Annotated in this window: 14 protein-coding genes; 11 read left to right on the top strand and 3 right to left on the bottom strand. The window is 57.5% G+C overall.

Annotation, left to right across the window (positions count from 1 at the left end):
- Positions 1-427: 427 nt before the first annotated feature.
- From ACY65G_RS28165 to ACY65G_RS28145, 5 genes are all read left to right on the top strand, one after another.
- Positions 428-1213 (top strand): DUF3800 domain-containing protein, encoded by a 786-nt coding sequence (locus tag ACY65G_RS28165; protein WP_465000591.1) that lies wholly within the window; start codon positions 428-430, stop codon positions 1211-1213.
- Between the two features lie 218 nt (positions 1214-1431).
- Entirely contained in the window at positions 1432-1755 is a 324-nt protein-coding gene (locus tag ACY65G_RS28160; RefSeq protein WP_465000590.1) for a GIY-YIG nuclease family protein, read from the top strand.
- Positions 1748-2701, top strand: a complete 954-nt coding sequence (locus ACY65G_RS28155) for a tyrosine-type recombinase/integrase (protein ID WP_465000589.1) — start codon at positions 1748-1750, stop codon at positions 2699-2701. Before ACY65G_RS28160 ends, ACY65G_RS28155 begins: the two co-directional genes overlap by 8 nt.
- Before the next feature lie 120 nt (positions 2702-2821).
- A complete protein-coding gene (locus ACY65G_RS28150; protein WP_465000588.1) occupies positions 2822-3787 on the top strand; it encodes a hypothetical protein in 966 nt (321 codons plus the stop codon).
- A gap of 691 nt (positions 3788-4478) precedes the next feature.
- Complete coding sequence (locus tag ACY65G_RS28145) at positions 4479-5567, top strand: ComEC/Rec2 family competence protein (protein WP_465000587.1); 1089 nt, start codon at positions 4479-4481, stop codon at positions 5565-5567.
- A 7-nt stretch (positions 5568-5574) separates the two neighbouring features.
- Here ACY65G_RS28145 and ACY65G_RS28140 read toward each other — a convergent pair whose 3' ends face one another.
- The 3 genes from ACY65G_RS28140 to ACY65G_RS28130 form a co-directional block, all read right to left on the bottom strand.
- A complete protein-coding gene (locus ACY65G_RS28140; protein ID WP_465000586.1) occupies positions 5575-6348 on the bottom strand; it encodes a DUF2971 domain-containing protein in 774 nt (257 codons plus the stop codon).
- A 57-nt stretch (positions 6349-6405) separates the two neighbouring features.
- Positions 6406-6846 (bottom strand): hypothetical protein, encoded by a 441-nt coding sequence (locus ACY65G_RS28135; RefSeq protein WP_465000585.1) that lies wholly within the window; start codon positions 6844-6846, stop codon positions 6406-6408.
- 498 nt (positions 6847-7344) lie between these two features.
- The gene (locus tag ACY65G_RS28130) at positions 7345-8238 is read right to left on the bottom strand and encodes a LysR family transcriptional regulator (RefSeq protein ID WP_465000584.1); all 894 of its coding nucleotides are present in this window, start codon (positions 8236-8238) and stop codon (positions 7345-7347) included.
- Positions 8239-8367: 129 nt separating this feature from the next.
- On the opposite strand from ACY65G_RS28130, the gene ACY65G_RS28125 reads away from it, so the two are divergent.
- The 6 genes from ACY65G_RS28125 to ACY65G_RS28100 all read left to right on the top strand — a co-directional run bounded on the left by ACY65G_RS28125 (position 8368) and on the right by ACY65G_RS28100 (position 14532).
- A complete protein-coding gene (locus ACY65G_RS28125) occupies positions 8368-9348 on the top strand; it encodes an aldo/keto reductase (RefSeq protein ID WP_465000583.1) in 981 nt (326 codons plus the stop codon).
- Between the two features lie 75 nt (positions 9349-9423).
- Entirely contained in the window at positions 9424-10197 is a 774-nt protein-coding gene (locus ACY65G_RS28120) for an SDR family NAD(P)-dependent oxidoreductase (protein ID WP_465000582.1), read from the top strand.
- Positions 10198-10207: 10 nt separating this feature from the next.
- A complete protein-coding gene (locus tag ACY65G_RS28115; RefSeq protein WP_465000581.1) occupies positions 10208-10519 on the top strand; it encodes a putative quinol monooxygenase in 312 nt (103 codons plus the stop codon).
- 153 nt (positions 10520-10672) lie between these two features.
- A complete protein-coding gene (gene paoC / locus ACY65G_RS28110) occupies positions 10673-12880 on the top strand; it encodes an aldehyde oxidoreductase molybdenum-binding subunit PaoC (protein WP_465000624.1) in 2208 nt (735 codons plus the stop codon).
- A gap of 36 nt (positions 12881-12916) precedes the next feature.
- Positions 12917-13582 carry an aldehyde dehydrogenase iron-sulfur subunit PaoA gene (gene paoA, locus ACY65G_RS28105; protein ID WP_465000580.1) on the top strand — a complete coding sequence of 222 codons (666 nt, stop codon included), beginning with the start codon at positions 12917-12919 and terminating at the stop codon, positions 13580-13582.
- Entirely contained in the window at positions 13579-14532 is a 954-nt protein-coding gene (locus ACY65G_RS28100; RefSeq protein ID WP_465000579.1) for an FAD binding domain-containing protein, read from the top strand. Before paoA ends, ACY65G_RS28100 begins: the two co-directional genes overlap by 4 nt.
- The last annotated feature ends 22 nt before the right edge of the window (positions 14533-14554 follow it).

The following is a 14554-nucleotide window of genomic DNA, read 5'->3' as shown; positions in this document are numbered from 1 at the left end:
GAGAGCTATTACCAGCTCATGTAGGAGTACGAGAATGAAACACAGGAACGGTGTGATGAAGCGTACAAAACTGCGCAAAAATCGGGCAAGACCTGGGCATGCTACCCTCACTGCGCCTCGTTTGCTGCGTGTCCTGAAAGGCGCAGTGAGGGTAGCATGCCCAGCGGCAACTGTCAATATATACAGCATTCCTCTCAAGCACTGTTCCTCAGCAACATCCGTCCACCCGCGATTTCAGGCTGTTTCATCTTCCTTCGTTCTGTGATATGATGTTCCCAGGTTGAGTAAGTCCATTGAAGTAACCGGAGGGACGAGCGAGAGCTTGGCTGTCCTAAGCGCGGTCTAAACGCGCGGGCTTTTTGGCATAACCCCTTACACCTAAAATGACCTTCAACACTGAAGGTCATTTTTTTTGCCCGGATGACACATGGCTTCTTCAGCAATGGCTTACCTTGACGAAAGTGGAGACTTGGGCTGGAAGCTGGATGCGCCCTATGGTGATGGCGGGTCCGCACGATACTTTGTCATCGCTATCGCCGTGGGGCTGAATAACGCGTACCGCCGCGTGGGCAAGGTGGTCGAGACACTCCACAAAGCCCAGGGGTGGACCTCGAAACACGAGAAGAAGTGGGCGACCATCAGTCCAGGCGCGCGCGAGGCATTCTGCCAGCTGGCTGCCGCGGAGTTGGTCGGCAATGATCAGATAAAGGTCATGCTGGCTGTCTATCACAAGGAGCATGCGCCTGACTTCTTGCGCGGGCTCGATGTCAGAGCCGCGCATCCCAACGCGACGGAGGCTGACATCGCCTCGCTGGAAGCGAAGTACAAAGGCCGGGCACACCTGGTGTATGCCATGATGGTCGCAGAGACACTGGCCGAGCATTTGCCAGCGATGGACACCTTTACGTTTTGTCCTGATGAACTCAACGAGGGGCAACGGGCGCTGGATCATATTCTGACATATCGCCTGCTCATACAGCAGCAGCGCAACCTGGAGCTCAAACGTGTCGATCGCGTCGCCGCGATGCAACGTGGCCTCGATTTTGCAGATATGTGCGCGGGAGCAGCGTTCGAGGCATACCAGCGTAACGACGCCAAGTATCTCGACATTCTTCGGCCCTATGTGATCATCAAAGACTTCACCAACCTAGTCCCGACGGAGCAACCGATCTTTCTCGACACCTCCCCACCTGTCCGAGTCGCCGGCTTATAAGCGCTCGTTGCGGGCGCACCGCCGGTGATACCCCTTCCACGCTACCGGCGCAGCAATAGCTCGCCGCCGCCCCCTGTCAAGCAGGGCTGGCGACGCAGCGCTAGGTACGCTGGATACTAGTCGTCGCTGGCCTATACCGTGGTGGGAGCGCCCTTTTGATACTCTTGATAAAACATGTTATCAAGAGTAAAGTCTCCAGCTCGACCGGAGAACGCGACATGGGCAAACGGCAACGGAAGCATATCTTCTTGTACGTGCTGCGCCTTGAAGGCGATAAGTTCTACGTCGGCCAGTCGAGAAACCTAACTGATCGACTTAAAAAGCACTTCGAGGGACGAGGCTCTTCATGGACGCGGCTGCATAGACCGGTGGAAGTTATCAGCACGGTCGAGTTGGGCACGGCAAGCTGGATCACGGCGACCCGAGCCGAGACTTACCTGACGCTCGACCTCATGAAAATATACGGTACGGATAATGTTCGAGGTGGCGCGTACACTGCTTGCATCCTGCCCTCCGCGCCCATTACAAGTTCCTATGAATGAATCCATAACGACATCCGGCACCGCTCTCACGACTTTACAGTTTCACCAACTGGCCGACGTGCCGCCGGCGATCGCCTGGTTCGCTAACCTCGACAACCCGCAGACCCGTCGCGCGTACGAGGCTGATCTCCGCGAATTCATGGCGTTCACGGGCATCGCCGCGCCGGCGCAACTGCGTGAAGTGACGCGTGGCCATGTGCTGGCGTGGCGACGCGACCTCGAACGCAGGGCCCTGGCCGGATCCACCATCCGTCGCAAACTCGCCGCCCTATCGTCGCTATTCGACTCCCTGTGTGAAGCACAGGCGGTTGTCGGCAACCCCGTCGACGGCGTGCGGCGCCCGCGGGCGGTGACGACCGAAGGAGTAACACCCGCGCTTGGCGACGACCAGGCGCGCGCGCTGCTAGAGGCTGGAGATCCCACGACACTGGCCGGTCTGCGCGATCGCGCACTCCTGGCCACCCTCCTCTATCACGGGCTGCGCCGCGCCGAATTGTGCTCGCTGCGCGTTGCCGACCTGCAGCGACGCCGCGGCGTCGAGCACCTGCAGGTGCAGGGCAAAGGCGACAAGCTGCGCTACGTGCCGCTGCACCCGGAGGCGGGGGCCGCGATCGCCGCTTACCTGCGCATGGCCGGCCATGGCGGCGACCGCCAGGGAGCGCTGTTTCGGCCCACCAGTAACAACACCCGTGGGAGCACCCAGGGCATTACGCCGGATGGTGTGTACCGAGCACTTCGCCGCCACCTTTACGCGTTGAACATTGGGGCAGAACGAGTCGGGCCGCATGCATTGCGGGCCACAGCAGCCACAAACGCCCTCGAGAACGGCGCCGATATCGCCCAGGTGCAGGCCTGGCTAGGGCACGCGAATATTGCCACCACCAAGGTCTACGATCGCCGGCTTACTCGTGCCGACATTAGCCCCTGTGTGAAGGTCGCTTACTAAGCTGGGTGCGAAGTAGTCCCGCGCAATGCATCATTGGAGTTTCGCGCACCAAAGTCAGCAGACCAATTAAGTGCCATCCAGCACCCCGCTTACGGCCGGCAGCCGTTAAAGGATTCACTGATGGGACAAGCAAAACTGCGTGGCAGTAGGGAACAACGTATCGCGCAAGCCACCGGTCATGGGGGCGCGATGACAGCTGGGACTAGCAATTCTATGTCCACAGACCAAACATTCTTCGCACCACAAGGCACCCGCTTGACGTGGGATCTGAGTAACGAAAGCAAGGCGCAAAAGCTGCAATCGAAATTTGCAGCGCTGGACATTCATTGCGACACTCCAGGATTCTGCGATTCTGAAGCGTTTCTGAGGGCTGAGCAGCACAATCCGACAATCATGGCAGATTACGCCAGGTACGTCGAAGCCCGTGGCTACAGCGATGCGTACTTGGAGGAGGCTACTCGAAACATTGCGCGCGCCGCCGAAGCTGTACGACGTGCTGTTGAGGCGGACGGTAGGGAAGGAGCGTGTGTCCATGCGTCGGGGATGCTTGGCCGGATGCTCGACAAGATGGGTATTTGGAACTACGTGGCGAAATCCACGTTGACCATCACGTATCCCGCCACCGCACGTATTCCCAAGTCCTATTTTTGGGCGCTGGACCAGCGCGCAGCTACCGCGCCACATGCCGTCGTAGTCGCGCCACCGTTTGGGGTAATTGACGTCACCGTACGCTATCAGCCGCATTCCCCCCGAACTAAGCGGTACCTGCCGCACGCCATTCTAGCTGCCCAAATGGAGCCCGCCAGCTGGGAGGCAGATGACATCGCCAGTGAAGAGTGGCGCGCGTCGCGGGCGGCCATACGCATCCCGTTTTCAGAATACTTCAAACAACGCCATCCAGATATGGCTGCCATTGTTGAGGATTTACCAGCACGCCAGGTCGTGGTCAATGGTACAACCCTCAAATATGTAATAGTCGCGGTAGGCGGCTTCACCGAGCAGCTGGAGGATGTTCTCGGGTACCGTCCGGGCGGGCGTACCGCGCTGGAGATTTATCGCGCCGAGGTTGAACCTCATATCACATAATGTGGTATGGGCTGGGATACGATATAAACGATTTTCAGTGGATGCGAGGAGTCGGGAGAAGGCCCACGGCCAGTGTATGTGTTCCAGCACCTCCGGTGCAACGAGCAACTAGTCACGCAGCAGCACCCACCGATTGAATCCGCCCAGAGATGCTATCGAAGTGATCGCACGCATGGATTCTCCGAAAACACTCATTTACGCTGACCCGCCTTACTGTCACAGTACGAGATCAGGAATGACCGGCCGCACTCGAGGCACACATGGCTATCGTCATGAGATGACAGACGACGATCACCGGGCCATGGCAACGGTCTTGCACCAATGCCGCGGCATGGTTGTACTGAGCGGTTATCCAAGCGAGCTATACGACGGTGAGCTGTTCCGGGATGGGTACGGCATGAGCGCAGGCATGTCGCCGATGGCGGCCGCTTTCGCACCGAAGTAGTCTGGCTGAACGAAGCGTGCGCTGAAGCCCTGGATCGCCAGTCAGCTCAGATGACGTTCTTCGAATAACCACGTACCCGTGACACCATCGAAAAAACAGCATACCCGCCCGATGCGCCAGCCAATGCTGCACCGATATCCATTCCACAGCGCGGACGCGAAGCTGTTTCGCCGTGACAATCGGTGACAATTTAACGCTTCCCGGCGAGGCAAAATACCTGAACCGCAGCTCATCCGAGGCACGCTAATGTCCAACTCCCGCCATGTGTTTGCCATCGTCGCCGCCACGCTGCTGGCGGGGTGCGCAGGCCAGCAGCCTTCGCTTAATACCAAAGCTGCAAAAGCCGGAGTCCATCTGTCACACATTTGGGACGTAGGTGCAACCGGAACCCTGGACGTGTGGCTGCTTGACGTCGGCCAAGGAAGCTGCACGTACATCGCGTGTCCGGACCAGCATAGCGCGCTTCTGATCGATTGCGGCAGTAGCGCGGCTGGTGGCACACCCTTGAGTGCAGTGCGCGATTGGCTCAACTCGAAGATATCGCAGTCATCGACGACCGTAGTGGTGTCGCACCCGGACAAGGACCATATGTCCCTTTTAGCCGACGACGAGGTGGCTGCGGAACCTGTCGCTGCGTTGTTGATCGGGCGGACGCTGGAACACTATCCTTCAGCGTTTCGCACATGGGCAGAGAAGGTGAAGACCGCCACCCAGACCTTTAACGCCTCCGAGGTGGTGGGCAACGACGATCGCTTCGCGTGCAGCCCGGCTCAGGTTGACCTGCTGACCGCCAACTCCACAATGGATCCGGCCACTGGCGATTTCGGTGGAAGCAAGAATGCCGACAGTATCGTGATGCGTGTGCGATGGGGTACCTCCTCCGTCATCGTCACGGGAGACGCCGAAGGAAGTACCGAGCAGCGCGCCATGGATAACGCTGCGGGACAACAGATTGGTCTAACCGACACGTCACTGCTTCTTGGCTCGCATCACGGGGCACGGACACACGGAAGCAACGGCCAAGCGTGGCTAGACACGACACGGCCGCGCGCCGTGGCATACAGCGCCCGTCTGGCGTCAAGCTATCATCATCCTCAATGCGAGGCAGTTCAGCGCGCATCTGAGCTCGCAGAATCACTGACTGAAGCGTTCGATTTCGGCTGCGGCATCGGGAATGCGGATGTGTCATTTCAACGCGTCGGCGCGCGGCTCTTAGGTACCCACATTAATGGGCACGTCCTGGTCCGGTACAGTCAGACCAGCGTGCGATATCTCTGCCAGCACGTGACACCGGCCTGCGATGAAGCACTGCCGGAAGAACTTGTGCCCCACTGATACTGATTTACGCGATAATCAATTCGAATTTGGTTGAACTAACTGATGCGCGATAAACATTAATGGGCACACTTCTTTCTTGAACCCACGAAGTGACCAAATCGATTGTCGTCCTTGATGAGAGCGCCCCTAAGATTATTCCGGTGAGATTTGCAGGACGGAACCGAACCACTCCAGGTCCTCCGTTATAACGAAGTAAACGCCATTCGGATTCATATGCCCAGTGATTAGATTTTACCAATAAGGATTTTTCCATCATCACGTCATGATCATCGCTATAAGGATTGATTGCCACTCGCTCATCAGAATATTGAATTTTTTGAGCATGGCTCATGAAAGACGCCGTGCCATCGAACTCTAAGCATATTCCGCGGTGTGAATCGCCGTAGTGCGACCACATCAGGATGTCGTCACTCTTGGTTGAAACACAAAGGACTCCGACATTTGTCGTGACGTGATGATTGTGTATAGTCTGAATCGTAGCGGTAGTATTGCTGATCTCCCCAATACTCATGGACGTCGCCATAATCTTGTCAGCTTCGGATTGCCTTTCTTCCTCAGTCAACTCAGGCTCAAACTTTCTTGACATTCGCAAAAAATCCTCGCGCTGTTTCACCGGAGTTGCCGCTAGCGAGAATGACGGCCTAAGATCAAACGGGTCATTAAAACTTGAAGCAGATGCAAAGTAAATTTCGTCATACAACACCGTACGTTCTACCCATTTTTCGGCACCACCACTCATGGATCTGTATTTATAGAATTTGGAGAGAAATTCGCTCATAACTATAATCAATATTCTATGACCATCATTTGCTGCTTGTGACCGTGTGCAGCAGTCCTATGGAATCTTTTCACACATCGGGCGCAGCTCTGCTTCCATTTCTCTAGATGAGACTTTGGACGCATATAGGCTATCCACAGATTTATGCCATGGCTGTTTATCAGCCTCCTCTACCTTAATCTTTGCTAGAATTTCCTCAATGTTACGATGCGCGCGCTGAAGTGGCACTTGGTTGTCTCGCCAAAGTGGAACAATTGAAATCGCCGCGGTAATCAAGTTGCATTTCTGTCTATTCTCAGAAAATTCTGAAGGATTTAAGTACCTTCTGTTTTGAGGCGGCTCTGCTCCAAACACCGCCTCCGAAACGAGTACGATTGCGGCCAAAATAATGAATTCATCACCAGTTATCCCTCTTCGGTTTGCAAGCGAATAGCGGCTATAGACCAAAAGCTGCAGCTCGGAATGGTTCAGTGTACGGTTTTGTTGCTCCCCCGGCAAGCCGCGCTGTGAAGGCGCCGGCCGCACTCGGTTGTTAAAGCAGACTTTTAAGTGTGTGGCGGACCTTAGTATTTTGTGGCGAACTTTATTAGCGCTCCATGACAGGCTAGTCTTTTGCACTCGCGTAGCACAGCGCTGCTTCTTCGGCAATGTGCTTTTCCCGGCTCTTACTGTACAAGTTACCCCGAGGTGCGTCCGCGGGCACTTGCAACCGTTGCTAATTCAAGCACAAGTAGCATACGCAGAGCAGCTATCCTCGGCTGTGCGTTGCAGCGAGCAAAAAAGTGTAGACAAATAATATATTTTGTCACAAGTTCCTCTATGAGATAGACCGCTTTTGTCACATTTTTTCGCGCAGCGAATGATTGTCACAGACGCTCGACGAGCCCGTCTCGATCGGGAGCTCGCAACAATAAAGTTTGCTTCAGCTTGCTGCGTACGTGCGTCGTGCGAAAGTCTGCTTCCAACCCAGAACCCGATGTTCTCCATTTCACCTCATCAAGGTCTCAAGCGCAGCGCCCCTAGCACAAGCAAAAATGCGGGCGACGCATTGCGCCGGCTGGGATAGTACAAATGGTAGCCGGGATAGGTCGGACGCCAATCCTCGAGCACCTGCACCAGGTGGCCGGCTGCGATGTGCCGGTCGGCCACGTCCTGAGGTATATAGGCCAAGCCATAGCCTTCCAGCGCAGCTGTCACTATTTCCGGCGACGTGTTCAGGATAACCTGGCCTTGCACGTGTACGCTCAGCTCCTGGCCTTCTTTCTCGAACTCCCATGCATACAATCCACCGTGCGTCGGTAGCCGCAAGTTGATGCAACTATGTTCCGTTAGGTCTTGCGGGACTACCGGCACTTTGCGCGCCGAGAAATACGAAGGTGAGCCGACCACGGTCATATTGAAATCCGGGCTAATACGCATCGCAATCATGTCCTTGGCCACCTGGTCGCCCACGCGCACACCTGCATCGAATCGTTCGGCGACGATGTCAATCAGGCCGTAGTGGATCGAAAACTCGACTTTCAGGTCAGGGTATTTAGGGAGAAGCCTGGACAGCTTCGGCCAGAGAATCGTTCGGACCGCGTGGTCGTGCGAACTGATCCTGATCGTGCCGGCTGGCTTGTCGCGCTCCTCGCTGAGCGACGCAAGTTCTGCCTCGATGCCTTCGCAGTAGGGGCCGACCGTAGCCAGCAGGCGCTCCCCGGCCTCGGTGGGCGACACGCCGCGTGTCGTCCGGGTCAGCAAGCGCATCCCTAGCTTCGCTTCCAGCGCGCTAATTGTATGGCTCAAGGAAGATTGGGATAAACCGAGCTGGGCGGCCGCCCGAGTAAAGCTGCGCTCCCGCGCCACGACGACAAACGCTGCCACATTGTTGAGATTGATTCGTTCCATTTATCGAAATTCTGCATATCGGTATTCGGAGTATATGGCTTCTCGCAGTAACACTGCGCGCCTATAGTTCGTCAACAGGTTCCGCTGGCTGCCTCAAACATCCTTAGCCGGCGCTTTTGGGAGCACAGCATGCAAGAACGTAAATTGGGAAATAGTGGTCTGGAAGTATCGGCAATCGGACTCGGCTGCATGGGTTTGACGTTTGGCTACGGCCCGGCCACCGACAAGAGCGATGGTATCGCCTTGATCCGCGCTGCCTACGAGCGTGGCGTGACCTTGTTCGACTCTGCCGAAGCCTATGGCCAATCCAATGAAGAGATGGTTGGCGAAGCGGTCGCACCGTTCCGCGACAAGATCGTCATCGCCACCAAATTCGGGTTCAAGGATGGCGATGCAAAAGCGGGTCTCGACAGCCGTCCCGAACGTATCCGCCAGGTCGCGGAACAGTCGCTCAAGCGCTTGAAAACGGATCGTATCGATCTCTTCTACCAGCACCGTGTCGATCCGAATGTGCCGATGGAAGACGTGGCCGGCGCCGTGCGCGACCTGATTGCCGAAGGCAAGGTCAAGTATTTCGGCATGTGCGAAGCCGGCGTCGAGGCCATTACCCGCGCTCATGCCGTGCAGCCGCTGTCGGCCCTGCAAAGCGAATACTCGATGTTCACCCGCGAGCCCGAGCAGGAAATCCTGCCGCTGTTGGAAAAGCTGGGAATCGGTTTCATTCCGTTCAGCCCGCTCGGCAAAGGTTTCTTGACCGGCAAGATCGACGCCGGTACAAGCTTCGCGGCAGGCGATATTCGTAATAGCTTGCCACGCTTTGCCGACGAAGCCCGTGAAGCCAACCACAACCTGGTTGCCCTGATCGGCGAAGTCGCAGCCCGCAAGAACGCCACGCCGGCCCAGGTGGCACTGGCCTGGCTGCTGGCCCAGAAGCCGTGGATTGCGCCGATCCCCGGTACGACCAAGCTGCACCGCCTGGAAGAAAACGTCGGCGGCGCCGATGTTGTCCTGACATCGGAGGACCTTCAAGCGCTGGCGGACGTTCTGGCACGGGTGCCAGTACAAGGTGAGCGTTACAACGCGCAGCAGATGAAGACCGTCAACCGCTAAGGCTTTGAATTTTTTGCGCGCCTGTCCGGTAGTACTGACCGACGCGCACCATTCGCTTCCATTCTGGAAAATATCATGACTACAAATACCCTCGACGGCCGGATCGCGCTCGTCACCGGCGGCACGACCGGCCTTGGCTTCGGTACGGCCCAGTGCCTGATCGAAGCGGGCGCGACCGTCTATATCACCGGCCGCCGCCGCGAAGTGCTCGATGCCGCCATCGAAAAACTGGGCAAGGGTGCCATCGGCCTGCAAGCAGATGTATCCGTCAAGGCAGACATGCAGCGCGTGGCCGACACCATCAAACAGGCGCACGGCCAGCTCGACATCCTGTTCGCCAACGCTGGCGGCGGTCATGCCACCCCATTGGAGCAATTGACGGAAGAGCAGATCGACAGCGAGCTGTCGATCAACGTTAAAGGCGTCGTGCTGACGGTGCAGACCGCCTTGTCGGTCCTGCGCGACGGCGCTTCGATCATCCTGAACGCATCCATCACAGCCGACATGGGTTTGAAAGGCTTCGGTGTCTATGCCGCCACCAAGGCAGCGGTACGCTCGCTTGCGCGCAGCTGGACCACGGACTTGCGCGAGCGTGACATCCGCGTCAACACCGTCAGCCCTGGCGTTGTGCCGACGGAAGGCTATGGCAAGGAACAAAAGATGAGCGACCAGGACGTGGCCGATTACGTGACCCGCGTCTCCAAAGAGATTCCGGCGGGACGCGTCGGCACCGCGCACGATATCGGCAATGCCGTCGTGTTCTTGGCTTCCGATGCGAGCAACTACATTCGCGGCATCGACCTGATCGTTGACGGCGGCATGACGCGGGTCTACGCCGGCAAAAATTGAGGAGCACACCATGAACAATGCCAAGACGAACGAACGCCACATCATTTGCGAATTGCGCTGCGACTCGAAAGACCGCGAGCGAGCCCGTGATCTGATCTTGCAATTCGTGCTGCCGGCACGCGCGGAACCGGGCTGCCTGTACTACGACCTGTACCAGCGCGTCGATGCGCCCGACACTTTCTTCATCTTGGACGGCTGGGTCGACCAGGCGGCCGTCGACAGCCACGCTGCGCAGCCCCATGTCGCCGAAGTAATGAAGGAACTCGGGCCGCTACTGACGTTTGGGCCGTCGATCACATTGAACACGCGCGCTAGCGACTAATCATTCAAGAGCGGTGGAATGTCATTGCCAGATGTTTGCAATCCCGCCTCGGATCTGATGCTCCAGCAGCACTGAAAAGCCAAGGAGCTCCCTATCATGCTATTCGCCAAGTTTCTCCGGCGACGCAGCTTTAGACGCAAGGATGGTGCAATAGTGAAATTTGATAAACCAGCTTATCGCAATCCCATTGACCGTCTGAGCGTGGTCAGCAAGCCCACTTCGCGCATCGAAGGGCAGCTCAAGACTACCGGTACTGCAACATATGCCTACGAGCATCATGCTCCGGTGCCAAATGCTGCTTATGGTTACATAGTGGGTGCGGCGATTGCCAAGGGGCGCATTGTTTCGATCGACTTGGCGCAGGCAAAGACCGCATCGGGCGTGATTGGGATCGTTACTGCCGAAAATGCCGGCAAACTCGGCGTGGGTGAATTCAATATCGCAAGGGCTCTCGGCGGTCCGGAAATCCAGCATTATCACCAGGCGGTTGCCATCGTTGTGGCGGAAAGTTTCGAGCAGGCTCGCGCTGCTGCGCAGCTGGTGCAGGTTAAGTACGTGCGTTCCGAGGGGAGTTACGACCTGGCGCAGGCGCGAAGCAGACTTCCCGAACAACAATCCGCGCAACCGCATCCGACTCTTGACACTGCCACAGGGAATTTCGAGTCCGCTTTTGCAAGTGCTCCGGTAACCTTGGACGAGACTTATACAACGCCTGACCACTCTCACGCAATGATGGAGCCCCATGCAACTATCGCAGCATGGCAGGGGAAAAAGCTTACATTGTGGACAGCCATCCAACTTGTAGGTTGGGGAATACGCGATGTGTCGCTCACGTTCGGCATTCCTCCCGAGAACGTGCGCATTGTTTCGCCCTATATCGGCGGTGGCTTCGGCGGCAAGGGATCGATCCTATCTGACGTGGTCCTCGCGGCGCTCGCGGCCCGCCTGGTGGGTCGGCCGGTCAAGGTGACCCTTCAACGCCAGCTCATGTTCAATAACACGACCCACCGCCCTGCGACCATCCAGCGCATCCGAATCGGCGTCAATGGGGACGGGAAGATTATGGCGATTGGCCATGAGAGCTGGTCTGGTAACTTGGGAACCCGGCCCGAAAACGCAACATTTCCGACGCGTTTGCTGTACGCCGGCGCCAATCGCGTAACCCGGCTGCGCGTGGCACATCTCGACCTACCAGAAGGCAGTGCAATGCGCGCGCCCGGCGAAACTCCCGGCATGATGGCGCTCGAAGTTGCAATGGACGAGATGGCGGAAAAACTGGGTCTGGATCCAATCGTCTTCCGGATACGCAACGACACACAAGTCGATCCTGAGTCACCGGATAAGCCGTTTTCCTTGCGTCAGCTGGTGCAGTGCATGGAAACCGGAGCGGAGCGCTTTGGGTGGAAGCAACGCAATGCCAAGCCTGCTACCCGGCGCGAAGGGGAGTGGCTGATCGGTATCGGGATGGCTGCGGCGATTCGAGGAGCGCCTGTAACGAAGTCTGCAGCTCGGGTGCGTCTTGACCGAAAGGGGCGCGTCACCGTGGAGACGGACATGACAGATATTGGCACCGGCAGCTATACGATCATCGCGCAAACTGCGGCTGAAATGATGGGGGTAAGTCTAAATCGAGTCACGGTGCTGCTGGGAGACTCGACCTATCCGCGAGGCGCTGGCTCCGGGGGACAGTGGGGTGCGGCCTCGTCCACCGCTGGGGTCTATGCTGCGTGCGCCAAACTGCGCGAAATGGTAGCGAAACGTCTGAACATGACCTCGCCCGCCATCGAATTTTCCGGTGGCCGCGTGCGAGCTGGTGGCCTCAGCAGGCCGTTGACAGATGCGGTCGCCAGCGGCGAGCTGACAGCGGAAGATGCGATGGAATACGGAGATCTCAGTAAGCGATTCGCTCAGCAGTCCTTTGGTGCGCATTTCGCCGAAGTTGCCGTCCATGCGGCGACTGGCGAAACACGCGTTCGCCGCATGCTAACCGTGTGCGCCGCTGGCCGCATCATCAACCCGACCGCCGCACGCAGCCAGATCATCGGCGCCATGACGATGGGAGTTGGCGCCGCGCTGATGGAAGACCTGGTGGTCGACAAGCGTGCAGGGTTCTTTGTAAACCACGATCTCGCAAATTACGAAGTTCCAGTTCACGCCGACATTCCTCATCTGGATGTCATCTTCTTGGACGAGGTCGATCCCACTGCAGGACCGCTGAAGGCCAAGGGCGTAGGTGAGCTTGGCATCAGCGGCGCTCCGGCAGCGGTGGCGAATGCGGTCTACAACGCTACGGGAATTCGCGTCCGCGATTATCCAATCACGTTGGACAAGCTTCTGGCCAGGTTGCCGCCGTTAGCGTAGGTCAGCTGGTTAACCGGATCAAAAAGAAAGACTGCTATGAGTGAAAGTGATGTGAGAAATCTGAATGATCCCGGCCTCTCCCGGCGGGAATTTTTGATAACCGGATCGGCAGCCGTCGCAGTGGCCGCGGCCCCAATCACCGTCGCTGCGAAGCCCGAAGTGGCGCCATCGGCGCCGGCGGCCAAGGCAACCTTGACCAAGCTGCCGCTTTTAGTGAATGGTCAGCGACGAGAAATCGCGGTGGACACGCGCATGACCTTGCTCGATACGTTGCGCGAGCACTTGCATTTGACTGGCACCAAAAAAGGCTGCGATCAGGGACAGTGCGGAGCATGCACGGTGTTGATTAATGGTCGCCGCGTCAATTCCTGCTTGACCTTGGCTGTGATGCATGAAGGAGACGCCATCACCACGATCGAAGGATTGGGTCAGCCCGAACACCTTCATCCGATGCAGGCAGCTTTCATCAAGCACGATGGCTACCAGTGCGGCTACTGCACGCCAGGACAGATTTGTTCGGCCGTTGGGATGCTGGCTGAAATTGAGGCCGGTATTCCCAGCCATGTCAGCGCTGATCTCGGTGCTCGACCTTTGCTGAGCGCAGATGAACTGCGTGAACGCATGAGTGGCAACATTTGCCGCTGCGGTGCCTATTCCAACATCATCGAGGCAATAACCGAGGTCGCGGGGGGGACTGCATGAAGGCATTTACCTATGAGCGCGCCCAGTCGCCGGCTCAAGCCGCAGCATCGATCGAAAGCCATCCGAACGCAAAGTTCATTGCCGGTGGCACGAATTTGCTGGACTTGATGAAACTGGAAATCGAAACTCCGACCCATCTGGTTGATGTCAATGGTTTAGGCCTCGACCAGATTGCCCTGACGCCTGATGGGGGTTTGCGCATTGGCGCACTGGTCCGCAATTCAGACCTGGCAGCGGACAGGCAGGTGCGTACTCACTATTCTCTACTATCGCGCGCTCTGCTTTCCGGTGCGTCGGGGCAGCTACGCAATAAGGCAACAACGGCAGGCAACCTGTTGCAGCGCACCCGGTGCCCATATTTTTATGATACGAATCAGCCGTGTAACAAACGTCAGCCCGGCAGCGGTTGTTCGGCAATCGGGGGCTTTAGTCGCCCGCATGCCATTGTCGGCGTTAGCAGTGCCTGCATTGCAACGCACCCTAGCGACATGGCCGTGGCCATGCGGGTACTCGACGCGACGATCGAAACGGTCAAGGCAAGCGGCGCAACACGCCATATTCCCATCGCCGATTTTTACCGGCTGCCCGGCAATACACCGCATATCGAGAATAGTTTGCAGCCCGGAGAACTGATTACTGCCGTGACATTGCCGGCGCCTCCCGGCGGCACCCACGCTTATCACAAAGTACGTGACCGATCGTCATATGCATTCGCCCTGGTGTCGGTGGCCAGCATCGTGCATGCGGATGGCGGCGGTCGCGTGGCACTGGGAGGCGTGGCCCACGTGCCTTGGCGCATGGAGGCGGCCGATGCCGAGATGCGCCGCGGAGCCAAGTTAGTGACGGACCGCCTGCTGGCCGATGCCCAACCGACGCCGGAGAATGCCTTCAAGCTAACGCTGGTCGAGCGCACGCTTTCTGCAACGCTAGCGCGGGCGACAAGCACCTGAGCATTAGTTTTGACATACGTCG

The sequence above is a fragment of the Pseudoduganella sp. jia 12 genome, assembly GCF_055502675.1.
The sequence above is the reverse complement of the archived record's forward strand: the minus strand, read 5'-3'. Positions and strand labels throughout refer to the sequence as shown.

Coding starts and splice junctions, on each gene's coding strand:
- ACY65G_RS28115 (WP_465000581.1), top strand. CDS start 10,208: ATGAACAATGCCAAGACGAACGAACGCCACATCATTTGCGAATTGCGC.
- ACY65G_RS28130 (WP_465000584.1), bottom strand. CDS start 8,238: ATGGAACGAATCAATCTCAACAATGTGGCAGCGTTTGTCGTCGTGGCG.
- ACY65G_RS28160 (WP_465000590.1), top strand. CDS start 1,432: ATGGGCAAACGGCAACGGAAGCATATCTTCTTGTACGTGCTGCGCCTT.
- ACY65G_RS28145 (WP_465000587.1), top strand. CDS start 4,479: ATGTCCAACTCCCGCCATGTGTTTGCCATCGTCGCCGCCACGCTGCTG.
- ACY65G_RS28120 (WP_465000582.1), top strand. CDS start 9,424: ATGACTACAAATACCCTCGACGGCCGGATCGCGCTCGTCACCGGCGGC.
- paoA (WP_465000580.1), top strand. CDS start 12,917: ATGAGTGAAAGTGATGTGAGAAATCTGAATGATCCCGGCCTCTCCCGG.
- ACY65G_RS28100 (WP_465000579.1), top strand. CDS start 13,579: ATGAAGGCATTTACCTATGAGCGCGCCCAGTCGCCGGCTCAAGCCGCA.
- ACY65G_RS28155 (WP_465000589.1), top strand. CDS start 1,748: ATGAATGAATCCATAACGACATCCGGCACCGCTCTCACGACTTTACAG.
- ACY65G_RS28125 (WP_465000583.1), top strand. CDS start 8,368: ATGCAAGAACGTAAATTGGGAAATAGTGGTCTGGAAGTATCGGCAATC.
- ACY65G_RS28140 (WP_465000586.1), bottom strand. CDS start 6,348: ATGAGCGAATTTCTCTCCAAATTCTATAAATACAGATCCATGAGTGGT.
- ACY65G_RS28150 (WP_465000588.1), top strand. CDS start 2,822: ATGGGACAAGCAAAACTGCGTGGCAGTAGGGAACAACGTATCGCGCAA.
- ACY65G_RS28165 (WP_465000591.1), top strand. CDS start 428: ATGGCTTCTTCAGCAATGGCTTACCTTGACGAAAGTGGAGACTTGGGC.